The sequence below is a fragment of the Streptomyces paludis genome, from assembly GCF_003344965.1.
Classification (GTDB): domain Bacteria; phylum Actinomycetota; class Actinomycetes; order Streptomycetales; family Streptomycetaceae; genus Streptomyces; species Streptomyces paludis.
Genome location: NZ_CP031194.1, coordinates 6,667,669 through 6,693,882 on the forward strand (window position 1 = coordinate 6,667,669; position 26,214 = coordinate 6,693,882).

24 protein-coding genes and 1 pseudogene are annotated in these 26,214 nt (G+C 68.4%); 14 read left to right on the forward strand and 11 right to left on the reverse strand.

All coding sequences use genetic code 11. The features are described 5' to 3' along the window. Positions 1-4: 4 nt before the first annotated feature. From DVK44_RS29565 to DVK44_RS29600, 9 genes are all read right to left on the reverse strand, one after another. Entirely contained in the window at positions 5-1,300 is a 1,296-nt protein-coding gene (locus DVK44_RS29565) for a C40 family peptidase (protein ID WP_114663692.1), read from the reverse strand. Further along, complete coding sequence (locus tag DVK44_RS29570) at positions 1,300-2,190, reverse strand: hypothetical protein (RefSeq protein WP_114663693.1); 891 nt, start codon at positions 2,188-2,190, stop codon at positions 1,300-1,302. Before DVK44_RS29570 ends, DVK44_RS29565 begins: the two co-directional genes overlap by 1 nt. After that, entirely contained in the window at positions 2,187-7,097 is a 4,911-nt protein-coding gene (locus DVK44_RS29575; RefSeq protein WP_162794108.1) for a hypothetical protein, read from the reverse strand. The genes DVK44_RS29570 and DVK44_RS29575 overlap by 4 nt, the downstream gene beginning before the upstream one ends. A gap of 39 nt (positions 7,098-7,136) precedes the next feature. Continuing rightward, entirely contained in the window at positions 7,137-7,310 is a 174-nt protein-coding gene (locus DVK44_RS36545) for a hypothetical protein (RefSeq protein ID WP_162794110.1), read from the reverse strand. Then, positions 7,310-7,762, reverse strand: coding sequence for a hypothetical protein (locus DVK44_RS29580; protein WP_114663695.1), 453 nt, complete (start codon positions 7,760-7,762; stop codon positions 7,310-7,312). Before DVK44_RS29580 ends, DVK44_RS36545 begins: the two co-directional genes overlap by 1 nt. Positions 7,763-7,809: 47 nt before the next feature. Then, a complete protein-coding gene (locus DVK44_RS29585; protein WP_114663696.1) occupies positions 7,810-8,037 on the reverse strand; it encodes a hypothetical protein in 228 nt (75 codons plus the stop codon). A 214-nt stretch (positions 8,038-8,251) separates the two neighbouring features. Then, entirely contained in the window at positions 8,252-10,075 is a 1,824-nt protein-coding gene (locus tag DVK44_RS29590; RefSeq protein ID WP_162794112.1) for a hypothetical protein, read from the reverse strand. A gap of 31 nt (positions 10,076-10,106) precedes the next feature. Beyond that, a complete protein-coding gene (locus DVK44_RS29595) occupies positions 10,107-10,811 on the reverse strand; it encodes a peptidoglycan recognition protein family protein (protein WP_114663698.1) in 705 nt (234 codons plus the stop codon). Positions 10,812-10,963: 152 nt separating this feature from the next. After that, positions 10,964-12,907, reverse strand: a complete 1,944-nt coding sequence (locus DVK44_RS29600) for a hypothetical protein (RefSeq protein ID WP_114663699.1) — start codon at positions 12,905-12,907, stop codon at positions 10,964-10,966. Positions 12,908-13,044: 137 nt separating this feature from the next. Between DVK44_RS29600 and DVK44_RS36550 the strand changes: the two genes are divergently transcribed. From DVK44_RS36550 to DVK44_RS29625, 6 genes are all read left to right on the forward strand, one after another. Then, positions 13,045-13,299 (forward strand): hypothetical protein, encoded by a 255-nt coding sequence (locus DVK44_RS36550; protein WP_162794114.1) that lies wholly within the window; start codon positions 13,045-13,047, stop codon positions 13,297-13,299. Between the two features lie 1,671 nt (positions 13,300-14,970). Beyond that, the gene (locus DVK44_RS29605) at positions 14,971-15,267 is read left to right on the forward strand and encodes a hypothetical protein (protein ID WP_114663700.1); all 297 of its coding nucleotides are present in this window, start codon (positions 14,971-14,973) and stop codon (positions 15,265-15,267) included. A gap of 117 nt (positions 15,268-15,384) precedes the next feature. Continuing rightward, the gene (locus DVK44_RS29610; protein ID WP_114663701.1) at positions 15,385-15,627 is read left to right on the forward strand and encodes a hypothetical protein; all 243 of its coding nucleotides are present in this window, start codon (positions 15,385-15,387) and stop codon (positions 15,625-15,627) included. Between the two features lie 2 nt (positions 15,628-15,629). Beyond that, positions 15,630-15,944, forward strand: a complete 315-nt coding sequence (locus tag DVK44_RS29615; RefSeq protein WP_114663702.1) for a hypothetical protein — start codon at positions 15,630-15,632, stop codon at positions 15,942-15,944. A gap of 580 nt (positions 15,945-16,524) precedes the next feature. After that, the gene (locus tag DVK44_RS29620) at positions 16,525-16,974 is read left to right on the forward strand and encodes a hypothetical protein (RefSeq protein ID WP_114663703.1); all 450 of its coding nucleotides are present in this window, start codon (positions 16,525-16,527) and stop codon (positions 16,972-16,974) included. Positions 16,975-17,397: 423 nt separating this feature from the next. Beyond that, positions 17,398-17,988, forward strand: coding sequence for a hypothetical protein (locus DVK44_RS29625; protein WP_114663704.1), 591 nt, complete (start codon positions 17,398-17,400; stop codon positions 17,986-17,988). 291 nt (positions 17,989-18,279) lie between these two features. Here DVK44_RS29625 and DVK44_RS29630 read toward each other — a convergent pair whose 3' ends face one another. Continuing rightward, positions 18,280-18,780 (reverse strand): hypothetical protein, encoded by a 501-nt coding sequence (locus DVK44_RS29630; RefSeq protein ID WP_162794116.1) that lies wholly within the window; start codon positions 18,778-18,780, stop codon positions 18,280-18,282. A 107-nt stretch (positions 18,781-18,887) separates the two neighbouring features. On the opposite strand from DVK44_RS29630, the gene DVK44_RS29635 reads away from it, so the two are divergent. The 6 genes from DVK44_RS29635 to DVK44_RS37755 all read left to right on the forward strand — a co-directional run bounded on the left by DVK44_RS29635 (position 18,888) and on the right by DVK44_RS37755 (position 22,208). Beyond that, positions 18,888-19,604, forward strand: a complete 717-nt coding sequence (locus DVK44_RS29635) for a GntR family transcriptional regulator (protein ID WP_114663706.1) — start codon at positions 18,888-18,890, stop codon at positions 19,602-19,604. A 231-nt stretch (positions 19,605-19,835) separates the two neighbouring features. Next, complete coding sequence (locus tag DVK44_RS29640; RefSeq protein ID WP_114663707.1) at positions 19,836-20,714, forward strand: hypothetical protein; 879 nt, start codon at positions 19,836-19,838, stop codon at positions 20,712-20,714. After that, positions 20,711-20,941 carry a hypothetical protein gene (locus DVK44_RS29645; RefSeq protein WP_114663708.1) on the forward strand — a complete coding sequence of 77 codons (231 nt, stop codon included), beginning with the start codon at positions 20,711-20,713 and terminating at the stop codon, positions 20,939-20,941. Before DVK44_RS29640 ends, DVK44_RS29645 begins: the two co-directional genes overlap by 4 nt. 282 nt (positions 20,942-21,223) lie before the next feature. Continuing rightward, complete coding sequence (locus DVK44_RS29650; RefSeq protein WP_162794118.1) at positions 21,224-21,502, forward strand: helix-turn-helix domain-containing protein; 279 nt, start codon at positions 21,224-21,226, stop codon at positions 21,500-21,502. Continuing rightward, a complete protein-coding gene (locus DVK44_RS29655) occupies positions 21,465-22,073 on the forward strand; it encodes a hypothetical protein (RefSeq protein ID WP_162794120.1) in 609 nt (202 codons plus the stop codon). Before DVK44_RS29650 ends, DVK44_RS29655 begins: the two co-directional genes overlap by 38 nt. A gap of 9 nt (positions 22,074-22,082) precedes the next feature. After that, entirely contained in the window at positions 22,083-22,208 is a 126-nt protein-coding gene (locus DVK44_RS37755; protein WP_269439633.1) for a hypothetical protein, read from the forward strand. Here DVK44_RS37755 and DVK44_RS29660 read toward each other — a convergent pair. After that, positions 22,193-23,770, reverse strand: a complete 1,578-nt coding sequence (locus DVK44_RS29660) for a recombinase family protein (protein ID WP_114663711.1) — start codon at positions 23,768-23,770, stop codon at positions 22,193-22,195. The two genes, DVK44_RS37755 and DVK44_RS29660, sit on opposite strands and share 16 nt — an antisense overlap. A 57-nt stretch (positions 23,771-23,827) precedes the next feature. On the opposite strand from DVK44_RS29660, the pseudogene DVK44_RS29665 reads away from it, so the two are divergent. Then, positions 23,828-25,189 (forward strand): annotated as a pseudogene (locus tag DVK44_RS29665) (NCS1 family nucleobase:cation symporter-1); the annotation flags it as partial. An 89-nt stretch (positions 25,190-25,278) separates the two neighbouring features. After that, complete coding sequence (locus DVK44_RS29670; protein ID WP_114663712.1) at positions 25,279-26,139, forward strand: inositol monophosphatase family protein; 861 nt, start codon at positions 25,279-25,281, stop codon at positions 26,137-26,139. Positions 26,140-26,214: the final 75 nt, after the last annotated feature.

Here is a 26,214-nt window from a genome sequence, read left to right on the forward strand (position 1 = left end):
TCCATCAGCTCACCAGCCCCATATCCGCCAGCACCTGGCGGCCGATGCCGATGGCGCGGTCGGCCGCCTGCGGCGTCTTCCGCCAGGCCGGGTCATCCCGGACCACCTGCGTGAAGTCCGTCAGCGACAGCGGCGCCGGCTTGCCGTCCGGTCCCATGCGGTTGAGCGCCGCCTTGATCTTCGGGGAGAAGACGTCAATGTCCGTATCGGGCAGGCCCAGTTCCTGCGCGAGCACCTGTACGTACGGCGACGCCACCTCGCGCATGCTGGCGCCCGCCGCGATCTGCTCCGCGAAGGCGGGGTACAGCCCGGCCGCCTGCTCGCGCATCGAGCCCTGGATCTGCTCCATGGTCGTGAGCCCGCGTACGAGGTACTGCGCGTTGTTCAGGATGGACTGGTCCGTCACGGCCACGCCCAGGTCGTACGCCGTCCGCTTGATCTCCTTGGCGGCGGCGCCGGCCATGCCGCCCATCGTCTTCTCCGCGCCGAATTTGATGTACTGGCCAAGGAAGTTGCCGACCTGGGCATCGTTCCACTCCAGGTGGATCATGTTCCGGGCCAGCGTGTCCACGTTCTTCTGGGACAGGACGGCCCCGGCCTTGACGGCCATCTGGCGCGCGGCCTCGCGGGCCGCCTCCATGCTGGCCTTGTACGTCGCGGGGTCCGTCTTGGCCAAGACCTGCGCCTTGCGGACGCTGCTGGAGTTCTTCTTCCACCAGTTGCTGTTCTTGACCTCGGCCTGGAACTTCTGAGGCGTCCACTGCCCCTCCACCGCGCCGTTGAGCATCTTGAACAGCTCGGGCTGGGACTTGAAAAAGCTGTACGACATGCCGTACGTCTCCGCCAGCTCGTGGGCGTCCAGTACGGGCGCGACCTCCAGCGCCTCGCCGTCCCCGCCGCCGGCCGCCGCGTCGGCGCTCACGCCGGGGACCCGGCGCCCGCCCATCCACCGGTCCATGTAGTAGCCCTCGGAGAGGGACGAGATCTTCACGCCCTTGCCTGGGGCCGGGGCGTGGATGAACTTGCCGCCACCCATGTAGATGCCCACGTGGTCCGGGCCGGACCGCTTTCGGTCCGTGTCGAAGAAAACGAGGTCCCCGGGGCGCAGCTTGTTCGGCTGCACGGACTGGCCCACATTGATCTGGTCGTACGTCACGCGCGGCAGGGTGATGCCGTTCTTGCCGAAGGCGTACTGGACCAGTCCGCTACAGTCGAAGCCGCTCGGGGTGTTGCCGCCCCAGACGTACTGGAGGCCCAGGTACTGCCTGGCCAGCTCTACGATGCTCTCGCCCTTGGCCATTACTCCGGCGCCCCGAAGATCAGGCTGTCGAACGCGTTCTGGTACGTCGTCGCGGCCTGGACCGCGCCGTACTCCTTCTTCCCCTTGATCTGCTGCTCGCCCAGGTACGCCCGGCCCTCGGCCGTCATGCCGCCCTCGGACCGCGTGTCCGAGCTGATCGGCTGGCCGGTCTCCATGTCGTACTGCGTCTCGGTCGTCTGCGTCACGGGGGCGTTCGCCTCCGCGGCGGCCAGCGCCTTGGCGAAGCCGCCCAACTCGCCCGCGCCGGGGTCGCGGCCCATCAGGTCCTGGAAGAGCTTGGTGGCGATCGCCTTCGCGGTGTCCGGGTCGGTCATGTCCGTGCGGGTGTCCACCTGCTGCGCCCGGCCGTTGCCGAGATACGTGCCGGGGCCCACGAAGCGCTTCTCACCGGTCACGGTGTTGACCTGGAAGGCCCCCATGGACTCCCAGCGGCCGTTACCGCCGCTGGCCTTCACGTATCCGGCCAGCAGATCCAGGGGGCTCACCTTCTGGTTCACCTTGCCGTAGGCGGCGGCCTCCTTGACCAGCTTGGTCCAGAGCTTGCCAGCCTCCAGGGCGCCGTCCCCGAGGCTCAGCAGGCCGCCCGTGATCCCGGCGGCGAGGAAGTCGGACTGCTTCTTCGTGCTCCAGCCGTAGAAGTCGCCCAGCGCCTCTTCCTCCGAGACCCAGATCGACTTCGTCCGGCGGCCGACGGCGGCCTGTGCCGCCTCGGACATCTGCGACGTCTTCTTGCCCCTCAGGGCGGACTGCTCGCCCATGTAGACCCGGCCGTCACCCTTGCCGGCTCCGCCCTTCAGGCCCTGCGCCAGGGCCTTGAGGAGGGCCTCCTCCTTCGGGTCCGGCTCCGGCTTCTTCGTCACGATGGTCATAGCATCTCCTCCGAGACCATGTCGTCCAGGTCGGCCGACAGCTCGTCCAGGTCCACGCCCAGGTCCCTGCTGAGGTACCGGCTGTGCAGGTCTCCGAAGCGGGTGTCCGACTCGATCAGGCTGTCCACGAAGCGGGCCCACGCGGTGGCAAGATCGCGGTTGTCCTTGGCCCTGAGCGCCTTCGCGCCGCCGCCGGCCTTCCGGCTCTGGAGTTCCTGCACGATGGCCTTGCGGCCCGTCAGGTACGTACGCAGGCCGCGCAGGTCGCTGCGGTTCGGGTTGTCCGCCAGCGGCGAGTTCGCCACGGCCGTCAGGCCGGGGATCATGCGGTCGTACCGCCGCGCGTCAAGCGTGTAGTAGTCCTTCGACCACCCCTCGTTGTAGTACGGGTTCTCGCTCCCGTCGGGGAGCAGCGGATCCCCCAGGAGCGCGCTGATCGCGGAGCGCATGGCCGCCAGCTCCTCCGCCCCGTCATCCGCGAAGGACGTGAAGCCGGCACTGTGGAGCTGTGCCGTGATCGAGTTCTGGAGCTGAGTGAACTTCGACCAGCCCAGCCGCCGCTGGTTCTCCGCCATCGCCTCCTCGGCGGACAGCTTCGTGCGCTGCATCTCCGATCCGCCGGGCACCAGTGGATGCGTGAGCTGGTACGTGTACGCCTCCGGCGAGAACGGCCCCGAGCCCTCCGGGCCGATGATGAGCGCGCCCAGCTCGGGGTTCTCCGCGAGCTGCTGTTCATACTGCTTGGACAGTTCCACGGCGGCCTTGGTCGCCTCGGCGCCGATCTTGTTCTTGCTGGTCGCCTGGGCGAAGATGAAGTACGACTCCCCGAAGCGGCTCAAGAACTCCTCGTCGGCGCGCAGCGGGTCTTTCCGGCGCAGGTTGTTGTACTGGTCGCGGTAGAACGCGTACTGGTCCGACCTCTGCGTGGCGGCTGGCTGACTGAACGCCCATACGGCGCTCTCCAGCCAGTACGACCGCGTCATGTCCGCGATCTCGCGGGCGCTGGGCATCGGCTTCCCGAGGTTCGCGTGCTCGTACGCGGAGCGCTGCATGATCTGGAGCTTCACGCGCTGGTAGCGCTCGTCCGTGGTGTCGAAGGCCGTGAGGAAGTTCTTCGCCGTCTGCGGCATGCTCAGGTCGGCCGCGCGGCCCAGCGGCGTGTTTCCGAAGAGGGGGCTGCCGGCCGACGGGCCGAAGGGCAGGATGCCCAGCTTCCGGGCCACCTCGCCTTGCGAGGGCTTGTCCTTCACGAACTCATTCACCGGTATCGAGACAATCGGACCCGTGCCCGGGTTGAACCAAGGGTCACCCTGCGTGATGATGTTCATCGAATCCTGGGAGACCAGCCAGCGGCCCGAGCCGTCCATGGAGAACGCCTTCCCCACCGGGCCGTCCACCACGAACTGGGGGACGCGGGCCATGATCCGGCGGTCCCCCTTCGGGACGAAGGTCTTCTTCCCGGTGACGGGGTCAATGACTGTCCCGTCCTTCGCCAGCTTGTTGCCGTCGTTGTCCTGCATCCACCCCGCCGCGATGGGCGCGTGGAAGAAGGTGTTCGCGTAGCCCACCACCTGTGGCCGGTCCGCGATGATCCGGCTCCAGCGCTGCCACGCCTCGGTCGTGGCGCTGAAGAAGGGCGACACGAAGCGGAGCATGTGCCCCGCGTCCGAGCGGTGCGCGATGTCGAAAACCAGCTTCCGCGTGTCCTTCAGCGCGAGGCGCCGCGCGGTCTCCGCGATGCGGTCGGCCTCGGCCTGGGTGACCTTCGCGCCCTGCTTCATCTCCTGGGCCACGATGGTCCTGGCGTGGCCCTCGTACAGCTGGTTGAACAGGGGGTGCCTGGACATCCTGTCTGCGGGCATGGTCGCCACGACCTTGAACCAGCCGTCGATGACGCGGTCCATCCCCCTGGACATGTGGTTCGAGCCGGCCAAGTTCTCGCCCAGGCTGGTCGAGTGCACCTCGAAGGGGCGGATGCCCTTCTCCGCGCTCTGCGTCAGGAAGCCGATGTCCGCCTTGCCCTCCAGGGCGGCCTGGCGGATCAGCGGGTCAGGGAGGTACGTCTCCACGTCGTGGTAGACCGACGTCGCCACGCGCTCGTCGGACGTGTACTTCAGCCCGAGCCGCTTCCGGTACGCGCGGCCCTCAACCGTGCGCCCGAGCCAGTGCGTCATCTGCTCGATGGACGCGCCCTTCACGGCCTGGAGGGCCAGGCCGTCCTGGAGGATCTGGTTGTTGACGGCCTGGTGCCACGCCTCCACAAACGCACGCTCGTTCTGGGGGTAGGACAGGCTCTTGCCCGAGTGGCTGAAACTCCTGACCAGGTTGCCGTGGACCAGCTTCTTGTTCGAAGCGAACAGGTTCCGCAGCGAATCGTCAGAAGAGATCATCTTCTGGTAGTACTCGCCCTTCTCTCCGCCGAAGGACGCCGGCAGGACTACGCCGCGCGCGGCCTGGACCTCCTTGTGGAGCTGGCTCCGCTGCGTGAAGCCGCGGCCGTGCCGCGTCCGCGCCTCGTCCGCCATACGCGCCGCGTTCTCGCGGCTCTGCGTGATGAATCCGAGCTGCTCGTCCAGCGCATCGAGCTTTGCCCGCTCGGGCCCGGCGCGGTAGGCCGCGAGACGCCTCTCGTGCAGCGCTGCGTACCCCTTGTGCCGCGCCACCAGCGCGTCATGGGCGGCCAGCTTGTGGCGGGGGGTGGTCTTGGGGTCCAACGCGTTCCGGCGCCCCAGCGCGCGGCGGTGCGCGTCGCGCGAGCGCGTGGCCGCGGTCTTGTGCAGGGCCTCCTGCGTCTGCACCTTCAACCGCACCGCGTCGGCCTGCGGCCGGAGCAGCTTCAGTTCGTCGTCCGCGTACTTCACGCCTTCGCGGAAGGCGGCCTCCTGCGCCTCGTACGCGCTCGGGCGCTTCCACTGCGCCAGGTTGGTGGCGAGGTTCTTGACGCCCTGGCCCGTACGCATCGCCATCTGAGCAGTACCCACCCGGGCGATCTGCCCGGCGATGTCATCCCCGAGCACGCGGGGGATGTAGCCCAGGCGGAAAAGGGCGCTGAACTTCCACAAATGGTTCATGTAGTCGATGGAGTCAGTCATCCAGTCGGCGGCCGATCCGCCGCGCGTGCGCAGGGCCTTGATGGCGCTCCCGTGGCGAGCCAGCGCGGTGTCCAGCGCCTTCAGGTCGATCAGCACGTGATCGTTGGCCAGCCGCGTGGCCATGTTCGGGTGAACGGAGAGCTTTCCGCCGTGCCCCATGAACTCGTCCAGGTGGACCTTCTCGCCCGGGAAGGTCCCGGCGCTGTACCGCCGCAGCTCCTCCTGGCCGTTGGAGATATTCCGGCGGAACTCCTGGTAAAGGACCGCGGCTTCATCGGTCGTGAAGCCACGCTTCTTGGCGATCTGGGCGACGCCCAGGCTGCCCACCTCGTCCAGGAGGTCGAGCCGCTGGCCCTCCGTGGTGGTCTTGAGGTACCGGGCCAGGAGATCCTGGCGGATGCCCGGACCTACGCCCGGGATGCGCGCGATGTGCCCGCGCAGCTCCGCGATCGAGTCGGCCGTCAGGTCATCGATCTTGATCGTCCCGTTGGGGTGTGCCTCGCGGAAGCTCCGCACCATCGTCAAGGGGTTCCCGAAGAAATCCCCCGCGTTCACGCGGGTGATGGCGCTGCCGCCGCCGCGGCGAGTGAGGCTGCCGGCCGCCGGGCCGGTGCGGTAGTCCGCCTGCGCAGCGGTGCGGCGCTCAGCCCGCGCGAAGCTCCAGCGCGTCAGGTTGACGGCGTCCAGCTCGCCGTAGTGCTCCAGCATCTCCTTGTAGCTGGTGCCCAGCGCCTCGTCGGCGCTGATCTGCTTCTCCAGGCTGGCCCGCCGGGCCTGAACCATGGCCTCGACGCGAGGGTTATTCAGCGCGAGCACGCGCGGAAGGTCCAGGTCCAGTTCACTCAGCCTGGCCGTGTCTTTCTCCAGGCGCTGGCCGACCACGCCGTTGCGCTGCTGGAGTAGCGCGCGGGCCTCTACGTCGCCCAGTGACGTACGGAGGAAAAGGTTCACCTCCTCGGGCGACTGGAGCCGCGAGACGATGCCGCCCGCGCGCGGCCCCAGCGCGCTGGCTCGGAACATCGTCAGATTGTTGATCACGTCCGGACGGTCCTTGTTGGCCCACAAGTAGTCCTGCGCCTTGCCCATCGTGCTGTCGGCCATCAGGCCGTCGATATCGTCCTTCGACCAGCCGCCCTTCGGGCGGGGCTTGACCACCTTGGCTTCGCGCAGCGCGGCGGCGCCCTTGCCGCCGATGATGACCGGGTCCAGCCACCAGCGCACGGCGAAGTCCCCGGCCCCGGAGCCGTACTTGAAGAGGTCGCTGTCAACTCTCAGGTGCTCTACGTAGGCATTGCCCACTGCGGGCATGCCCATCTCCTGGAGCGCGGCGCGCTGCTCGTCCTCGGACAAGTCCTGATAGTCCGGCGGCAGCGCCGACGGCGCGGGTTCCTGGTACTGAAGGGGCGACTTCACCGCCAGATCGGAGACGCGGTCGCCCTCATTCGAGAAGCCCTCGGCGGCGGACATCGTGCTCATCCCGAACGCCTGGCCCGGCGAGATGTGTTCGGCCGCGCGCCAGGAGCGCGCCCATGCCGAGGCCGACCAGATGTCGCCCTCGTTGCTGCCGGTATTGAGGAAGTAGGCGGACAGCGGCTGCGAGATGGCGTTCGAGTACACGTACTCCACGCACTGGAGTACGCGCTCCAGGCTCTGGCCCGTAGCGTTCAGTACGGGGCCTGCGGCCGACTTGACCGCATTGTCCATCTGGCGGTCACGCATCACGTCCATCGGGCCGGCGCCGGTCCGCTTGCGGTACTCCTCCGGGGTCTCCTTGCCGAATACGTGCTCATCAACCCAGGCGCCAGCGTCCTGCATGCCGCCCACGGCATCCTTCAGCCATCCACCGATGCCCACTCAGACCCCCTCGGCGGGGTAAACGTCGATCGGCGTCTCGGCGGTCTGGAGACCGTACGCCAGGCCGTAGCCCACCAAGTCCGGACTCGCGCCGTTCAGCGCGAAGTCCCAGGCCAGGCCCGGTGTGTCCGGGAAGAGCGAGGCCATGTTGCCGAGGTCATCGAACCACTCCATCAGGCCATCCCCTTGAGCTGGCGGACGAGGTTTCGCGCTGCCTTGCTCGCGCCCGGCTGGTTCGCCATGTGCTCCAGCACCGGCAGGTACTGGATAAGCCTGGTCGCATCCTCGGCGGGCTGGTTCGGCAGCCCCAGCGCCTCCAGGCCGCCCCCGGCGCCCGCGTCGGCGCCCTCAGTGAGGGGCTGATCAGCCATCTGCGACGGCTCACCGAAACCAATCAGCCCCTCCGTCACGTCAGCAGGGCCCGCCGGCGCCCCGACGTCGCCGCCGGGCGACTGTGACATGGCCCCGCCCTGCTGGAGCTGCTCCAGATTCTGGCGCTCCCCGTACGCGCCGCCGGACGGCAGGCGCTGGGGCTGCGCCGGGCCGCCGTCCGTACGGCGCGACAGAGCCCCCGGCCCGCTCGCGGGCGCCGGGCTGGCGGGCTTGCGGTATCCGCCGCTGGCCATGGCTCCTCCTGAGAACCGTTTTCACTTTGCGGACATCCGTAAAGTGATCAATGGGGCTTGTTCTTGTCGTTGCTGCCGGTGGTGCCCGCGCTCGCCCCGAGCGAGGTCGAGTTCCAGCTCTGGCCCACGTTGTCCGTCCCGGCGGACCGGGGGTTGGTCTGCGCCTCGCTCGTGGCGGGCTGCTGCGTGTGGGGCTGCTCCATGCCGCCCTTCAGGCCGGCCATGGGCTGGCTGCCGCCCTCATGGAACGGGTCGCCCGCGAATCCTTCGCTCATGACTTCTCCTTCTTGTGTCCTGCGGCGCAGTACTTCGGCCGGGCGCCCCGGCCGGACCACTCTTTCCTTGGCTCCGAGCACCCGTCGTGCTCGCAGAGCGCCCTGGCGAAGTCAGGCTCCGCCAGGTTCCGCGCGTGCTCGCGCAGAGTCTCGGGGCACCCGATCCAGTGGGTAGGAGTGCCGTTCTCGGGCTCGCGCCCGCACTGCTCGCAACTCATGCCGGTACCTGCCGCTTGACGGATGTGGACATGGACGGCCGGCCGCCGGACGTGAGCCCGGCGAGCATGCTCATCAGGTCGGGGGCGCCGCCCTGCCCCATCCCGGCCTGGCCCGGCGCGACGCCGCCGGGGGCACCGGTGGACGGGTCCATGCCCGGGAGCGGGCCGCCTCCGGCGTCGGGGCCGCCGCCCATCAGTGCGGCCATGGGGTCGGCCTCCGCCTCCGGCTGCGGCTCGGGCTGGAACGCCTTCAAAATCGCCTCGTGCATCGAGGCGCCCTTCTCGCGCATCTCGATGATGCTCGCGGCCTGCGCGAGCACCTGCGTGGGGTCCATGCCCTGCTGGGCCATGATCCCGGCCGACGAGAGCATTGCGAAGATGCCCTGTTTCAGGGCGTCCGTTACCTGTTCGATATCTACCTGGGCCTGAAGCTGGGCCACGTCCACGTCCATCGGAAGCTGGCGCTGGACGAAGTCCCTCGGCACGAGCTGGTCCCCGCGGAGCTGGAGCAGGAAAACGAGCGCCTGATTCGGGTTCATCCCCGAGGCGAAGCCGTAGCTGACACTCACGCGGTAGTTGCCCTTGATGTCCTTCGCGGGCGTGTAGGTCTCCTCGAAGGGCGTCCCGTTGATGACGCCGCTGACCGTCTTCTTCGTGTCCGGCCAGAACTTCTCGTCCATCTCGAAGGCCAGCTCAAGCGCCTGTTCCAACGCCGTGCCGATCATCAGTTGGCCGGTGGCCACCTGGATGTCATAGCCGCCGTTCAGGGCATCCACGCCTCGGCCGGTGATGATCGACGCGTCCACGTCGCCGGTGGCGCTGGCCGGCGTGCGTGTGCCGCGCTGGACTTCCTGCTGGAGCATGGCCTCCTGCTGCCAGGCGGCCTGCGGCATGTCGGTGCCGACCCTGCGAATCTTCTCCGGGAAGTTCGTACGGATCACCGCGTCATCGCCCATCGGGATCCGCTGCACATCCGGGGGTAGCGCCAGCGGCGCCCGTACGGTCTGCTGCGTGGCCTGAAGGCCCAGCATGGCCATGCGGTTGCGGGCCAGGCTCGGCCAGATCACGTCATCGAACTGGCCGCGCTCCTGCTCGTCCCACTGCGGCTTCCGCGCGATCGCGACGGGGCACTTCCCGAACAGGTTCGGGGTCTCCATCAACACCAAGTTCGAGCGCTCGGGCATGTACAGGACGTACGAGTCCTTGTCGCAGTACTTGATCAGCTCCAGCTCAACGTCCCCGCCCACCTGGCGGCCGTACGGCTGGTCACCGCCCATGATCCGGGCGGCGTGCTCCGGGAACTTCGCCGCGAGCTGGCGCGCAGTCTCGCGCCAGACCTTCGTGTACGAAATGACGTTGCCGCCCAGGTCGTACTGGGCGTAGTGCTTCATCGGGTTGTCGATGCGCAGCCGCGGCCGGCCGGCCTTGAAGTCGGGCTCGATCACGATCGGCATCGCCGCGTACGTCAGGTACCAGTCGCAGCCCGTCGGCATGGCCGACTTCAACTTGGAGTCGATGACATAGCTGTACGCGATCTTCGTCTTGCGCGAGACGAACTTCTTCGCGCGCTCCGAACTCATCACGCCCGTGGAGCAGTTGATCGACGGCAGGGGTGCCAAGTTCTCCGCGAGCTGGCGCGCGCTGGTGTCGATCGCGTTGGCCGTGATCGGCCGCGGCCACGCGTCGGGCATGCTGCCCGGCGCGATGTTGTCGAGCTTCTGCGCTCGCGCGTCGAAAACCGTCTGGTGCCGTACGTCCCGCTCGGCGGCGTCACGGCGCAGGGCCTCCACGCGGCGCGTTATGAGTGATATGTCCGCCATGACCACCTCCTGGGGGCGAACTGTACGACGGCTACTTGACCTTCTTCTCCAGCGCAGTCACGCGCGCATCCAGCGACGCCAGCGTGGGCGCCGGCTTCGTCGGCGTGGTGGGGGTGGTGGGCGGCGACCAGCTCGCAGGGTGCTTGAGCCGCTCGGCCACGTCGCGGCGGAACTTCGCCATGTCGATGCGGGGATCGACCGGCTTCCGGCGCGTGGCCTCCTTGTGAGCCCAGACGCTGTCAGCGGTCCAGCCGTGGAAGCGGCAACGGGCGGCCTGGACGCGTACCGCGGTGTAGTACTGCACGGCCGGCCAGTCGCGGCCGACGGCGCCGGTGTTTTCACACTCCAGCCCGTACGAGACCGCGTTGCCGTCGATCGGCTCGGCGGCGTCCGGCGCCGGGTGTGCGGAGCGCTCGTTGAGGACCGCGTCGTACGCGTTCTTCGCGACCGTCCCGGCGTGGTTCGCGCGGCCGTTGCCGACGAGGTACAGCCGGCCGGTGCGGGTGAGGTAGTCGTGGCAGAGCGGGCCAGGAAGGTCGTCGCGGCCGTTGAAGACGATGCCGGGCAGCGCCGCGCCCTCGCCGCCGGTGTGGTGGATCATCGCGGCGTGCACACTGCCCCACGCGCCCTTGTGGTTGCGGTTGTTGCTCCGCCAGCCGGGCATCTCCACGATGTCCGTGACGCCCTCGGCGCGGAGCGCCTTGAGCCACTGATCAGGGGTCATCGGTACTGCCATGTCTACTCCTCCGGGTCTGTCCAGCATCGGCAATACACGTCGCGCGCGTTGCTGTCCTGGTGCTCCCAGTGAGCACCCTTGAGGCGCACGCACTGAGAGCCGGTCTCGGGGTGCCGCGATGGGCACTGGGTGTGAATGCCGTCCATCTCGCCTCACCAGCCGTTGAGGGAGCCGTCCCAGGCCCCCGCGCCCTGCTGCTGCAAGGCGAAGTCCACGTCCACGACCATCTGTCCGGCCGCGTCGCGCTCCGAGGTGAACTCGCTGCTGTTCGCGTGCCAGCCGTCGAAGTCGGTGAGCATCAGCTCCCTGCACCTGATCTCCGCGAACCACCAGGCCATGACGATGTCGGTCAGGCCCTTGGTCTCCGGGAACCACGCGCACAACTGCTCGATGAGGGCCCTCACGGCCTCAGACTGCGTCTGTGACGGCAGCCGCACGAGGTGCCGGCCGTCGCGCCAGCCGTCGAAGAGGGTGGCCATGGAGGCCACACCGAAGTCGGAGTCCCACTTCTTCGCGTCGGTGTGATGCGCGGTCAGCAGCGTGCCGCGCGCGTTCATGAACGTCTTGATCAACTGGTCCTGGACAATGCTGCCCTGGTACGCGTTCTTCTCGACGCGCCACTCAGAGATGCTGTACTTCGCGGTCAGGCGCTCCATCTCCGAGCGCATCTCATGCGGCGGCATGCCGCGCTTATTCACCACGTCCAGAATCCAGCGCACGCCCGTGCGGCGGTCGAGCCCGACCACCACCATGGCGGTGCACCCGGCGGCGGCCGGGTCCAGGCCGGCCACGACCAGCAGGCCGTCCATCCCGTACTTCCGATGATCCGACTGGCCGTCGGTCATCACCCCGGGCCACCTCGCCCGATCGATGCAGCCCTCCACGTCCTCGGCCTTGAAGATCGAGTCGTCGGCTACCTGGTCCTGCATGTAGACCATCGACCAGTTGCGCGGGCGCATTCGCGACCGCTTCCGCGCGAGCGCCACGCCGTGCCACATCGGCCAGAGGCCGTCTCGCGGCCAGCCCTCGGCCACGGCCTGCTTGCGGGCGCTCACGGTCACCGGCGGCCGGTTCGTCTCCGGCCAGAGGGTGATCCAGTCCTTCGGGTCGTCCGCGAACTCCAAGACCGCGGGCTGGGTCAGGTACGTCCACGGCGAGGCGCCGTCGCTGTAGTAGCTCGGCTTCAGGATCTCCGAGTAGAGATCCACCGTCGCCATGCGGGTCCCGACCAGCAGCATCCGGCCGCCCATGTCGGCCACGCGGGATCCCACGATGTTCTGAATCCAGTCGATCTGGCTCTCGAACTGCTGGTGGTTCGTGTTGTCCACGCAGTCGTCCATGATGACCAGGTCCGTACGGGTGCCGTAAATCTGGCCGCCCAAGCCGACGGCTTCGACCGTGTAATCCTTCTCCCCGGAGTCCACGCCGGCCATGCGGATCTGTGTGGACGTCCAGGTGGACGCGCCCTCGCTCCAGCCGCCCGGCGGGCCGAAGTCCTGCTGGAGCTGCGCGTACGCCTTCGACTCGGCCAAGCGCTGCTTGATCGAGAAGAGGAACTTCGCGGCCAGGGCCTGCGTCTTCGAGATCAGCAGGATGCGGATCGACGGGTCCTGAACGATGCGCCACGTCACGTAGTTGACGGTGATCGTGGTGGACTTCGCGTGCTCCGGCGGTGTGTTGATCAGGACCGTGTCCGGGTCGCCCTTGATGTACCGCTGCACCGGGTGGAGGTTCCGGGGCTCCCGGCCCTCCAGGAGGTCGTACCACTGCAAGTGGTGCGCGAAGAGCTGCGTGTCCAGGTACGTCGCGCAGAACTCCGGGAAGTCCGGGACTTCCTTGCGCGCCGCGGCGGCGCCCTCCGTCCGGGCCCGCAGCGCCCGATCCATGGCGTCCCGGTAGTCCGGGTCGCTCTTCCGGTAGTACTCGTGGGTTTTGCGCGAGCAGCCGGCCTGCCGGCAGCCCTCTTCGACCGTCTGCCCCATGCGTACCGCGGCCAGGATGGTCTGCTTCTTCTCCGCGCTGGAGAGCGTGTTGCGCCGCCGGTCCCGCGGCTTGATGCCCGGGAGCTGGGAGGGATCGGCCACGATCCTGGCCATCCGTGCACCTCCCCGGGGCTGGGGGCCTCCCTGGGGGCCCGACCGGGGGCGGAGGGTACATCTGTCCGCATATATCAGCCAACGGCCCTACGCTGCGCCCCGACGGTGCCGGAATGACCTCGGGAGGGACGGCCACCATGAAGGCGAAGTACGCGGGCTATTGCACATCATGTGCAATAAGGATCGAGCCCGGAACGGACATTGAAATCTTTCTTGGCGGATGGACTCACACCGCCTGCAAGAAGGCCGAGATAGCCCGGCGGGCAGAGGCCCGCGGCGGGCCGGTCGAACTGGAGCTGGTGATGCCGAAGAGCCGGCCGACGGAATACGTCGGCGTACGCAGCCAGAACCGGCGGAGCCTGCGGCAGCTCCACGCCCGCCAGGGGCGCTGACCTGCCCGGATGGCTGGTTCGTGACCATCCGTCATAGATGTGGCATGCAATCGGATTTGCAGGCATCTGCTAAGCTGGACCGCAGCGAGCTGGACCGGAAGAAAAGCACTTCCAATCCAGCCCCATATGGGCCCTTCCAGGGCCCCCAGAACCGCCGACGGCGGACATGACATGAGTGGCCCTGGCCTACGGCTGGGGCCACAGTCATATGGGGCCTACGGCCCCCTAGGGGGTCTATCAACGATAGATGGTGGGTCACCATCTATCGAGCGAGGCACCCGGGTTTAACACCCGGGGGTCAAACAGTACATAAGTGCCCTGATAGGGCACACATGGGGACAGAATCGGACATTACATGTCCGATATGGGTGCCTCGCTCGAATGAGCGAGGGTGCCACCCACCCCCATCAACATGGGTGTGTGTGCCCCAGACAGGTCGATGACCTGCGTATATGTGGGCTGATAGCCCACCTGTGGAGAGCCTGGACCTACGGTCTGGGCTCTCTCTGTGTGGTCACACGGTGGTGACCACCTGTGTGCGCTGCAAGCGCACCTATGGCGTAGCTCAGTGAGCAGGGCTCTGCCCTGACTCACTTCGCCGATCCGCTGTACCGCCAGTCCCCCTCAGGGGGACGTCCGGCGGAAAGGGGGTGGACAGTCCTCCGGACTGCTGTCGGTCCGCTGGACCGTGGCGACCGATGGTCGCCAATATGTGCGCTCACGCGCGCACGTACGCACACGCGGGCACCCGCGCGCGCGAGCCGGCCACCCTCGCCCTGGCGCCACTTCCCCGCGCCGCTGCGCGGCCCCTCACGGGCCTCTGCGGCCCCCGCCGCCCCGCCTGCCCACCGGGCCGACTCCAGGCCGCCGCACGGCCGTTGACGACCTTCGCGCCCCGTGTGCGCCTGTGCCCCGGATGTGTGCGCTCCGCACTCTCCGGACACTCTCCCTGCGGTCTTCACACACAGCCACACCATGATCACAATCAAAGAACTCTGATCGATGCTTATCTTGAACCAGATTCAACCAGGTAAGGAGTACCTAAAATATGCAGGTCAGAGGCCCACTGGAAAGGATCTTGAAAAAAGATCCCGACTCACGTTGACAGGAAAGCTGATCAGAGGGCATGGTTATGTCACTCCCCAGGGAGCACCGGAAACGGGGCGTAACTGGGACGAGTCCGCAGGGTCTCAAGTGGCTTGTTTCAAGCCCAAGTTGAGCCCTTTCACAACAGGGGAAGTCACCCACAAGGTCACCCGGGCCTGAAACCGGGGGGGTTGCTGGCCGTGAGCGGCGACCGATGCAGATGGGGGTCACAGCCCGGGCGCCGACGAACCGCCGACCAACCGGCGGAACAACACTCAGGGAAGAAGGAAGCGCTGCTCATCTCTCCGATGGGGCAGCGTGCACACGACGATGACAGCGCGGCCGTACGGCCAGCGCGACGCACACCGTACGAGCGGAGCATGTTCGGCATTCCCGGGCGCCACACTCCGGACGGCTGCCAGCCACCTCAGCAGTGGCAGGCCGAACCGGCGGCGCCCGGCGGCGCACATGCTCCGCAGCACGTCGCACGGTGTGCGGCGCAGCGGCCACCGGCCGCGCTGTCACTCGTCATGCGGGCAGGGCGTGATTTCCCTGCCCGTTTGATGAGTCAGGAGAGGACTCGACATGAGCACCAGCATCATCAGCAGCGCAGTGATCGACCTGGTCAAGCCGGAGACCCTGGGGTACATCGTCTACCCGCCCGGAGGGCAGCGCCTGCACTCGGTCTACGTGTGCGCCGAGCCCCTGAATCCGGGCTCGTACTGGACGCGCACGACAACCTCTGTCCGTAGGCGGACAGAGGTTCGCGGCTCCGTCGCCATGCCGACCGTGCAGGAGGCGGTTGACCTGGTGCGGCGAAGCATGGTCGAGCGGGGTTTGCACGGAAACCTCGGCCGCATCGTGGCCGTTCGGCGCCCCTGAGTACCTGTAAGAGCCATCGGGTCCACACCTTCGGGTGTGGGCCCCCTTGGTTCCGCAGGAACCGCGCCCGGGGCTGATTACCCCAGGTGACCAACTGCCCATGGAGAGGGGCAGATCATGACCGACACCATGTTCGGGGTGCCCGACGCGGTCATCTCCGAGCACACGCACGACGGCGCGAAGGTCGTTTCCGTGATGACCTTCGCGCAGGACATGGAGGTGGCGCGCCGCCTCCGCCACTCCGTCCGCGTCTGGACGGGGGAGGACCGCGAGGGCCGTCCGATGGCGATCATCTGGACGGCGGGCCTTCGGAGCGGAAGGCTTCTGGCGGCCTACGAGTTCACCCCGGGGGGTGAGTGACCGTGGCCAAGATCCTGTCCAAGGAGCCCGACCCGGGCTCGCAGGTCTGCGGGTACGAGATCACCGTAGACGGCATGTCGCCTGAGTACTGCGGCGAGCTGAAAGCCCTTGGGCTGTACTACTGCCGCGCGCATCACGAGCGCGTGTGGATCGTCCATGGCTACATGTGGGTGGCCCCTGGCACCTCTCAGGGGCTCCCCCCGCTGGCGGAGCGCCCCGTGCCGGCATACAGCGGCGAGGCCGCGATCTACAGCGTGGCGTACCTGACCAGGCGCGAGGGCAACGCCCTGCGGGCCGACCCGTACGACTGCCTGTGACCCCACAGAGACCCCCGCCCCCCGGCGGGGGTCTCCCTTCCTTCCCTGCGGCCAAGTGGCCGCGTGTCTCCCGGACCTCTCCCCGGCACGGCGCGCGGCCTCTTGGAGGCAGGGCCTCCGGCGGTCATCGCCTCGTTCGAAGACCGATCGATGACCGCAGCGCAGAGCGTCGGGCGCCGCCCGAACACTGCGCACGTCCATGTACTCAGAGAGAGGGATCACATGGTCGACAACGACGAGAAACAGATGTTGCCGGAGGTCGCGGTGTACGTCACCGCGATGGACGCCGCGCGGCGGCCGGCCCGGCCGCGGGCTGCGGCACGCTGCCCGACTGCCAGACGCCCGGCGGCACTTGCGGTTGCGGCACGGGCTGACACGAACACCCCCTCGCCCGGCGGCGGCAGCATCCCGCCGGGCGGGCCGGGGCACTGGAGAGGGAGCCATGCCGCAGCAGCGGGTACAGAGGCCCGTCAGAGCGCCTGACAGGCGCCGCGCGGAGCGCGAGAATGAAGCAGCACAGGAGCGGCGCCCGGAGGTCCGCAGGGATGTCTGGAACCGCTGGTTCAAGGAGAGGTGAACCATGGAGATCACACCAGAGGTTATTGCCCGACTCGGCAAGATCAGCAAGTCGGTCACGTATGGATACGTGAGCGTGCAGATCGAGTTCCATGACACGTATGCGTGGGATGACCCCCGCGTGCCGTGGTACCTGATCGGCAGGGGTGGCAACTACCCGCAGCAGTTCACCGGCGCGCCGGTCCGGGACAAAGACGTGCCATGTAACTACAAAAACTCCAGCGGCCACGCCGCTATCTACTTGCTGGGCGCCGTGAGCGCTGGTCGCCAGGAGCGCCTTACCGTCGAGGACCGCGAGTTCCTCGCGGACATTCGGTCGGCGGTCGAGCCAGCAACGGGGGACGCGGAGCTTTGGCGGAAGCTCGGCGTCCAGCTCGGTATCGGCCCCGTGAGGGGGGTCGAAGCGGGCCACCTTGCCGACCTGTCTCCCGGGGCTTCCTGTCGTACGCATTGAGCTGACAGGACCACCACGGGCGTGCCATAGTAGGCACAGCCGGGGGCAGCCAGCACCGGTACCCCGTTACTCCCCGCCTTCGCGGGGTTGGACCGTAGAGCTGTTGCAGGTTCACATGCTCCCCGCGTCCGTGGGGACGCAGTACGTCCCGCGTCAGCGGGAATGGCCCGTTCAGTGAGGGCGCGCAGCTTGTATGCACACCCCGCAGCTGCGGGGATGGCCCGTTGGACGGGGACGCTTTCCTGTTATGCGCACCCCGCGTACGCGGGGATGGCCCGTCGATAGCCTCCGCGGCTCTTCTGGGTGCTCTTCCCCGCGCGAGCGGGGACGGCCCGACATTCGGGCCAAAGCAAAAGGCCCCCGCCTCTTTCGGGGGCCTTTTGTGCTGGGCGCTCACGCCCAGCCGATCGGGAAGGTGATCCCATGACGACTATTCAGGTCATCAAGTGCACGTGGGCGCTTGAGCTGTGCCGACGCTACGAGGGGCGCGGCGAGACCCAGACCGCGTACATCGAGCTGGACTTGAGCGAGGGAACCTTGCTCGCTGACTATGACTCTCAGATCGACGGCTCCGCGCCGAGTGCCGTACGTACCGGTTTCGAGCGCCGGTACAGGATTCCGGTCCTGACCGCCGTCGCTGTCAATCGGCTGCTTGCCAAGCTGGCGCCGCTGGCGGACCGCATTCTTGCGGACTGGGAGAAGAGCTGGAACGGCGAAACCCATGTGGCTGTCCTCGGGGCCGACGCGAAGTCGGCGGAGAAGGGGATGGACGTCGTCCTGGAGGCCGGCTTCGACGCGCCCGACATCGTCGGAGAGTGGGACGCCGACGACGTCACCAACGGGTCGGAGGCCGACGAGTACGACATCGTCGCCGGCACGACCGATGAGCGGCTGACCGAGATCGCAGCCGAGATCACCGAGGGCATGATCGGCTCCAGCGACCACACGGTGGGCGTCATTCACGAGCTGGACGCGTACCTCCGCCGCGTCCGCGCGGAGGCCGACGCCGAGTAGCGGCACGCATGCGGCAGCCCCCGGGACACACTCCCAGGGGCTGCCTCTGTGCACCCGCACCGCGCTGCGGTGCTGCCATCTACGGGGATGCCGCAGGCGGTACGGGCGATTGGGGGCTCGCTCAGCGAGCCGTTCGGAACGCGGCCCACGTGCGCTGGCCGTCCGGGCACCTCGTGCCGACGGGGCCCCTGATGCACCGCGCGCAGGTCTGCACGTGCCGTATGTACGCGCTGTAAGCGGTGAGCGTCCGCCCCCGCTCTATGGCGGTGGCGCGGCCTATGACCGGGCCGATCACGCGTTGTCCCCGAGCTTTCCGGCGCCCGCGCGCAGCAGCGCGGCCACGTCCCCCGGATCACAGAGCTGACCAGGCGCGACGACGGGCGACGCCCAGTGGACGTCGCTGGTGCCGCGATTCGACGGATGCGGCACCTTGAGCCACCCGCCGACGCCGAGCATCGTGCCGTACGGCTCGCCCCAGCGAGCGCAGGTCCCTACAGGCACCAGCGCGTGATACCAGGGCCCGGGGTGCGCTACCACGGGCCCGCCAATCATGACGGGCATGGCATCCACGACGTCCGTCACGCCCGTCACGCCCAGCGCGGCGTGCACGAGGTTCGGGTGCATCTTCACCGCGTCGAACCGGACTCCCACGCGCAGCACCGCAGGGCGCCCGCGCTGCCAGTCCTCGTACGCGAAGTCGGGCTCCGTGATGGAGCTGGCGAGCCAGCGCGCGATGCGGATATCCGCCTCCATGCGCCGCCGCCTGAGCATGACATTCCGGGTATCACTCATAGGTACTCCCCGCTTACCGTGGGTCGGTGAGATAGTTCGAGAGTAGGGAGTGAGCTAGTCCAATACAAGTCTTGTGATGGGCTAGTTCAAGGTGCAATGCTCCTTGCATGACCACGCCGAATGTCCGTATTGCCGAGCACTACCGGCAGCTCATCCGCGACGGGGCCCTCAGTCCCGGCGATCAGCTTCCACCCGTACGGGTGATGTCCGAGGAGCACGGGGCAGCCACCGCCACCGTGCGCGCCGCGATGGGCTGGCTCCGCACGGAGGGCTGGATCGTCACCACGCAGCGCGGCAGCTTCGTGGCCGACAGGCCAGCCAACACGGCCACACCGGCCGACCGGCTGGAGCGCATTCGCCGGACCGGCAGCGTCCTGGGCAAGGGCGAGACCAAGCGGGTCCTGAGCGCCGGACCCGTCGTTCCGCCGCTGTACGTGGCGGAGGCGTTCGACCAGGACCCGGGCGGCCAGCTCATCAGGCGGGAATACCTTGTCGGCACCGGCCAGACGCGCCTGATGCTGGAGGTGGACTGGCTCCCCGCAGCCTTCGCGGAGCTGGTCCCCGACGTGCTCAGCACGGCGCCCGGAGCGGGCAATGACCTGCTCCAGCAGATCGAGCGCGCCACCGGGCGCCGGGTGGCGCATGGCCGCGATGCCATGCACAGCCGCACCGCCGACGCTCGCGAGGCGTCCCACCTCAACATCGCCACCGGCGATCCGATCCTCGCCGGGGCGCACGAGTGGAGCGACGCCGAGGGCGTGATCGTCTACGGCGAATGGTGCTTGCCCCAGCGCTTGACTATTGGGTACGAGTACAAGATCTGAGCGCGCAGCGCTCACAAAAGCTGAAGGCCCCGTCACCCCCGTCGGGGCCTTCTTCATGTTCGCGGCCGACGGGTCGCGGCTGGTGCACCGGGCGATATCCCGGTGTCGGATCGACTGCGGGTGCAGCCCTCCCGGTGGGAGGCGGCGGGTTCGAGCCCCGCTCGGTCTACGAGCGGCCCTCGCTGCTCACTTTCAGCGAGGGCCGCTTCCCCGTCCATGGAGAGGAGACGCATGGAGATCGTCAGGGACGAGCTGACCCCGGAGGGGTCCAGATTCCCGCTGCCGTCCACACCTCAGATCGTGACCGTGACGCCCGAGATGGCGTCCGACTGGCTCTCGTACCGCAACCACCCGAAGAACCGTCCGATGTCGAAGGCGGTGTCCTTCAAGTACCAGAAGGACATGGAGGCCGACCGTTGGAGGTCGGGCACGCCCGAGGGGTACATCTTCGACACTGAGGGCTACATCATTAGTGGGCAGCACCGCATGAAGGCCCAGGCGAACAGCAACACCACGTTGGAAGTCTGGATCTTTCCGGCCGAGCCCCGCGAGATCTTCGAGGTGGTGGACCAGGGGTACAAGCGCACGGCCGCGCACGTGCTCAACGTGCCGTACGCGGTGAACATCGCCGCCGCCGCGCGCCACCTGGCCGCGCTCGCGGACGGCGACCGCTGGGGTATGCCCCGCTTCTCGAAGATCACGACGCCGGAGGTCGTGGCGACCTTTCACGCCTGGCCCGAGCTGACCTGGTACATCAAGGACATCCAGGGGGCCTCGCTGGAGGCCAGTATCCCGGTAGGCCCGCACGCGGCCGTCATCGCGCAGGCCGCGCGCAGCAGCGATGACCTGGCCCACGATCTGATCCAGACGTGGCTGGCCGGCGTCCGTACGGGCGAGGATCTGGGCGCGCGGGACCCGCGTCTCCACCTCCGGCGACGCTTCCACGGCGGGCTCCCGACCGGCAAGGGCAAGCGCGACCACGCGTACGCCCTGATCGTCAAAGCGTGGAACGCCTACGCCGCCGGCGAGGACATCACCATCCTCCGTCACATGTCCACAGAGCCGCTCCCCAAGGTCGCCGGCTTTGACTTCGAGAGGAAGAGCGCATGAGCGCGCCCACGCGCCAGCAGAAGCGTCTGGCGATGGCCAGGCTGGGCAGGCTGAACGACGCGGCCGAGCAGGCCGCGGACGACGTCCTGGTGGCCATCCATCAGGCCCTGGAGGCCGGCATCCTGCCCCAGGCCGCCATCGCGGCGGCCATCGGCGGCGTGAGCCCCAGCACCATCAGGGGCAAGGCCGCCAGGGGCGCGAAGATCCTGGAGGAGCGGAAGCAGTGAACCTGCCCCCTCCCACCCCCCACGCTGCCCGCGTTCCGGCCACCGCCACCAGCGGTGGCCGGGGGCAGGGTTCCACTACGTCGGCCGCACCCGCGGGGGTGCATGGCCGGTGAACGGCTTACTGAGCGGTCCCCCGCATGGGCAGCGCAGGTATGGCAGTGGATAGGTTTCCGCCAAGACAGCGTCTTGGGAGGGTGAAATGCCCGCTCTGAGACGACACTGTCCATGCTGCCATCGCCACCCACAAAGGGGACCCCCGTGCCACCCAAAAGGAAGATCGAATTGCCCGATCACGTACGCACCGCACTGCTGGAGAACGTTGCCCTGACCCACCACGCCGCCACATCCGCCGATGAGCTGGACAAGATCCAGATCTATTTGGCCCTTGAGCAGGGCGCCACCACCCGAGAGGTCGCGGACCGGCTGGGAGTCTCCCAGCCCACCATCGTCACCTGGAGCCGAGCCGGGAAGGAGGCGCTGGCGCGCCGTGAGAAAGAGCGAGCTGACCGCAGTAGAGACGATCTTGACCGATCCGAAGAACTCCTCTCGAACGGGAGCTGAGGTAGCCGAGGCCGTCATCGAGGCGCTGGACGCGGTCAGGTCCAGAACACACCGCCTCGCCGTGGTCGGCCAGATCAGATATGAGGCCCAGGGCGCCACCCACACGGTGGTCCTGGGCCCTTTCTCTGCCCGGGGCATCCTGGACTCCCCGGAGAAGTTCCAGCGCGCCACAGAGGCCGGCAGCGCCGCCCGTACCGCGGGTCAGGGCCTGGCCTGGGACGCGAAGACGGGCTTGGGCCGTGGGCGCTTCATGCTGGCCCCGGCCTTCGCGAGCGCCCGGGACGCGTACGACTTCTTCCGGGGCAACGAGCGCGGCGAGGAGATCAAGGCCCTCACCTCCAAGATGCTCATCGAGGGCGGCTGGCGCGAGGCCAGGGGGGCCGCCGAGTTGAAGGCGGACCTGGACGCGTGGGCCGCCGGCCGCTGGGCACAGGAGGCCGGCGTGGGGCCGAACTGCAACTGCGGCCTGCCGGCCGGGGTCACCTGTCGCTTCTGCCGCGCCGAGTACGAGCGGCACTGTCCACGGCACGACCGTACGGCGAAGCCGCACCGCTGCCGCCGCGCGGCGTAAGGAGGAGTCGTGGAGGACGATCAGCCGACGGAGTCGGAGTGCTGGCGGGGGTTCTGGGACATCATCGGCGCCGAGGCGTACCGCCTCTGGCGTGAGGACCAGACCCCGCCAGCGGCGCATCAGGACGCAGCCTGATCCATTTCCCATACAGGGATGATCTCGATCTTGTTGTACTGCTTGCCCGGGGTCTTCACGATGTTGATGCGGCCCACCACCTTCCCCAGCGCAGCCCGCTGCTTGGCGGGCTGCATGCGGGGCCAGAGGTCCGCCAGCGTGGCGAAATCCTCGGCGGAGGGGATCACGCCCTCGCCCGAGTCCAGGCGCAGCACTTCGAGCCGGGATTCGAGGTGGGATACCTCCGCGTCCAGCTCCTCCTTTTTGTTCCTGAAGTCCTCCTCGGAGACGAGCGCCTTCAGGTACAGATCGAGCAGCCGCGCACCCTCGGTGCGCTTTCCGGTCAACTCCCTCTCGACTGAAGGGATGTCGGACACAGCGCGCGCCCGGCGTGCGGCGCGCTTCATCGCCATCACACCCATATCCTGACCGCGACTGCGCTCTAGCAGCCAGGCCAAGATGGCGTCCTCCGCGCGGCGGAGCGTGACGGTCACGCCCTTGCACGCCTTCACGCTGATGTCCGGGCACCGGAAGATTTTAGTGTCTCCGCCGCCAGATCGGAGCACGGCGGACGCCACTAGGCGCCGGTCGCACAGGTTCCCGGCGGCGTTCTGGGCCTGGCAGCGCAGTAGTCCAGAGCAGGAGTACTTGGCCGACGTGGGCCAAGAGATGCCCTTGCTGGCCTCGCGGCGGCGCTTGTAGCGCTCCCAGGTGGCCATGTTGATGACCGGCTTATGCTTTCCCGCAGCCCAGTTGTCGTACGTGCTGGGCTTCTTGGACTGCCGGCCGTGCTTGGCCCGGTACTCGGGGCCGCGCCAGCGGATCAGGCCGGCTCCGAAGCCGGAGTCCATGACCACCTGCCACTGGGTGGCCTTCATGACCGTGCCGGACAGTGATCGGATGCCCCGCTCGGCCATGTCGGCCGCGATGCCGGCGACGGACTCACCGTCGGTGAAGCGTTCGTACGCCTCGGCAAGGGCTGGCCCCCGGGCGGGGTCCACTACCAAGACACCCTTACAGGTGTCGCAGCTCAGGTACTCCTGCGGCGCGTCTTCTTTGCGGCGGCAGTCGGGGCAGCGCTGGTAACCGAAGCGGGCCTGGCCCGTGTGGGGCAGGCCCTTGCGGTGGCGGCGCTCGTGCGCCTCCTGCCACGTCGCGCCGATGATGCCCGACTGCAAGTCGGCGACCAAGAGCATGTTGTCCCGGCTGAAGCGGCCGTGGTACGTGGTTGTGTCGAAATCCTCGGTGACGGCGACGAGTCGGCCGCCGGCCTTCTCTAGCTCCCGAAGGTTCACCTGGGACTCGTAGTTGTTGCGCCCGAAGCGCGACCACTTCCAGACCAGGACGACGTCCGCCTCTCCGGCGCGAACGCGCTCAATGACAGAGGCGATCTGCCGCTTGGCGGACTCTCTGCCGGTGAGGTTCAGGTCCTCAACGGGCTTGCCGATGATTGTGATGTTGTTCTTCGCCGCGTATTCGGAGCAGGAGAAGAGCTGTTGCTCCGGGCTCTGCATCTCCTCCTTCTCGGTGCTGACACGGATGTACACGATGGCGCGCAGAGTGCGCGCGTGGGTAGCTGACATGTGACCCTCTCCAAGGACGTGGAACACACCTTAGAGAATGTTGGTGTTCAGCACCATGCGTCGTGGGTCGGCATGGCGCACAACATCCCCTCCTGGCTGCTGGCCTCCGGGCTGGTCGAGCTGGGCATGGACTGGAAACAGGCGATCCTCACCATCGCGCTGGCCAATGTGATCGTGCTGCTCCCGATGCTGCTGACCGGGCACGCCGGGCCGAAGTACGGCATCCCCTTCCCCGTGCTCGCCCGCGCCTCGTTCGGTGTGCGCGGCGCCAATCTGCCCGCGCTGGTCCGGGCGGGCGTGGCCTGCGCGTGGTTCGGGATCCAGACCTGGATCGGCGGCCAGGGCATCTTCGTCCTGCTCGGCAAGATCTTCGGCGGCTGGGCCGACGCGTCCCGGATCGGCGGGCAGCCGTGGACCCTGTGGGTCTGCTTCGCCCTCTTCTGGGCGCTCGAACTCGCCATCATCTACCGGGGGATGAACACCCTGCGGCGGTTCGAGAACTGGGCCGCGCCCTTCGTGATCGTCGGCGCGCTCGTGCTGCTCGTCTGGATCACCGTCAAGGCGGGCGGCGTCGGTCCGCTGCTCGACCAGCCCTCGAAACTGGGCTGGGGCAAGGACTTCTGGCCCGTCTTCTTCCCCTCGCTGATGGGGATGATCGCCTTCTGGGCCACCCTCTCCCTGAACATCCCCGACTTCACCCGCTTCGGCGCCGGCCAGCGTGCCCAGATCCTCGGCCAGACGCTCGGCCTGCCGACCACGATGACGCTCTTCGCACTGCTGTCGGTCCTGGTGACCTCCGGATCGCAGGCGGTGTACGGGGCGGCGATCTGGGACCCGGTGGAGCTGGCCGCCAAGACCGACAACGTCTTCGGGCTGCTCTTCGCCCTGGTCACCGTGCTGATCGCGACGATCTCGGTCAATATCGCGGCCAATGTCGTCTCACCCGCGTACGACCTCGCCAATCTCGCGCCGAAGATCATCAACTTCCGTACGGGCGCGCTGATCACGGGCGTCGTCGGGGTCGTCATCATGCCGTGGAAGCTCACCGCCACCCCGGAGCTGTACATCTTCACCTGGCTGGGGCTGGTCGGCGGACTGCTCGGTACGGTCGCGGGCATCCTGATCGCCGACTACTGGATCGTCCGCCGTACCGTCCTCGACCTGGCCGACCTCTACCGGCCCGGCGGCCGCTACTGGTACCGGGGCGGCTGGAACCCCCGGGCCGTGATCGCCTTCGCCGTCGGCGGGGTGCTCGCCGTGGGCGGGTCGCACTCCGCGCCGGGCAAGGGCCCGTTCCCCGAGGACGGTCTGATCCCGCTCCTGAAGCCGCTGGCGGACTACGGCTGGGCGGTGGGCCTGGCGGTGTCGCTGGGCCTGTACGTGGCGCTGACACTGCCGGGGAGAAGGGCGGAACACTGAGCCGGGCCGCGGCGGTCGCGCGGCCCCGGCGCCGGACTCCCGTCCGAGGCGCTCCTGCCCCCGCCGCCGCGGCGTGATTATCTGGGGAGATGATCGATGACCCTGTGTACGGAACGGTTCCCCTGAGGGGAACGGCCCAAGGCCCCGGCGTCGCCGCCGTAGAGGAGGCGGTACGCAAGGCCGCGGCGGACGAGATCCTCCCGCGCTTCCGCCGGCTCGCGGCGCACGAGGTCCTCCAGAAGAGCGGGCCGCACGACCTCGTGACCGTCGCGGACCGGCGCGCCGAGGAGCACCTCACCGCCACCCTGACCGAGCTGCTCCCCGGCTCCGTTGTGGTCGGGGAGGAGTCGGTGCACGCGGACCCGGCACGGTACGACGCGCTGGGCGGCGACGCGCCCGTGTGGATCATCGACCCGGTCGACGGCACCCGCCAGTTCGTACGCGGCGAGCCGAACTTCGGCACGCTCGTCGCCCTCGCCCAGGGCGGCGAACTGCTGGCCTCCTGGACGTACGCGCCGGCGCTGGACCTGATGGCCATCGCCGTACGCGGCCGGGGAGCCGTGCTCAACGGCGTCCCGCTGCGCTCCGGCGCCCCGGAACCGGGGGCGGTGCTGAAGGTCGCCCACTCCCACCCGGACTACACCGACGAGGCGCAGAAGAACGCCCTGCTGGGTCTGGGCTGTCCCGATATCGAGGCCCGCCCCTGCGGAGCGGCGGGGCTGGAGTACCTGGCCATCGCCCGCGGCACGCTCGACGCGGTGGCCTTCAACTGGGAGCTGGCCTGGGACCACGCGGCGGGCCTGCTGCTGGTGGCGGAGGCGGGCGGCACCCAGATGACGCTCACGGGCGAGCCGTACCGCATCACGGGCGGCAACGCGCTGCCCTTCACGGCGGCGCGGGACGCGGCGACGGCCCGCCGGGTCCGGGAGCGGCTGCTCGCCGGCGGCTGAGAGCCGGGGGCCGGCCGTCGCGCGAGCGGCACGGCGAGCCGGTCCGGAGTTCCCGCGCCGCGGCACCGGCCGCGG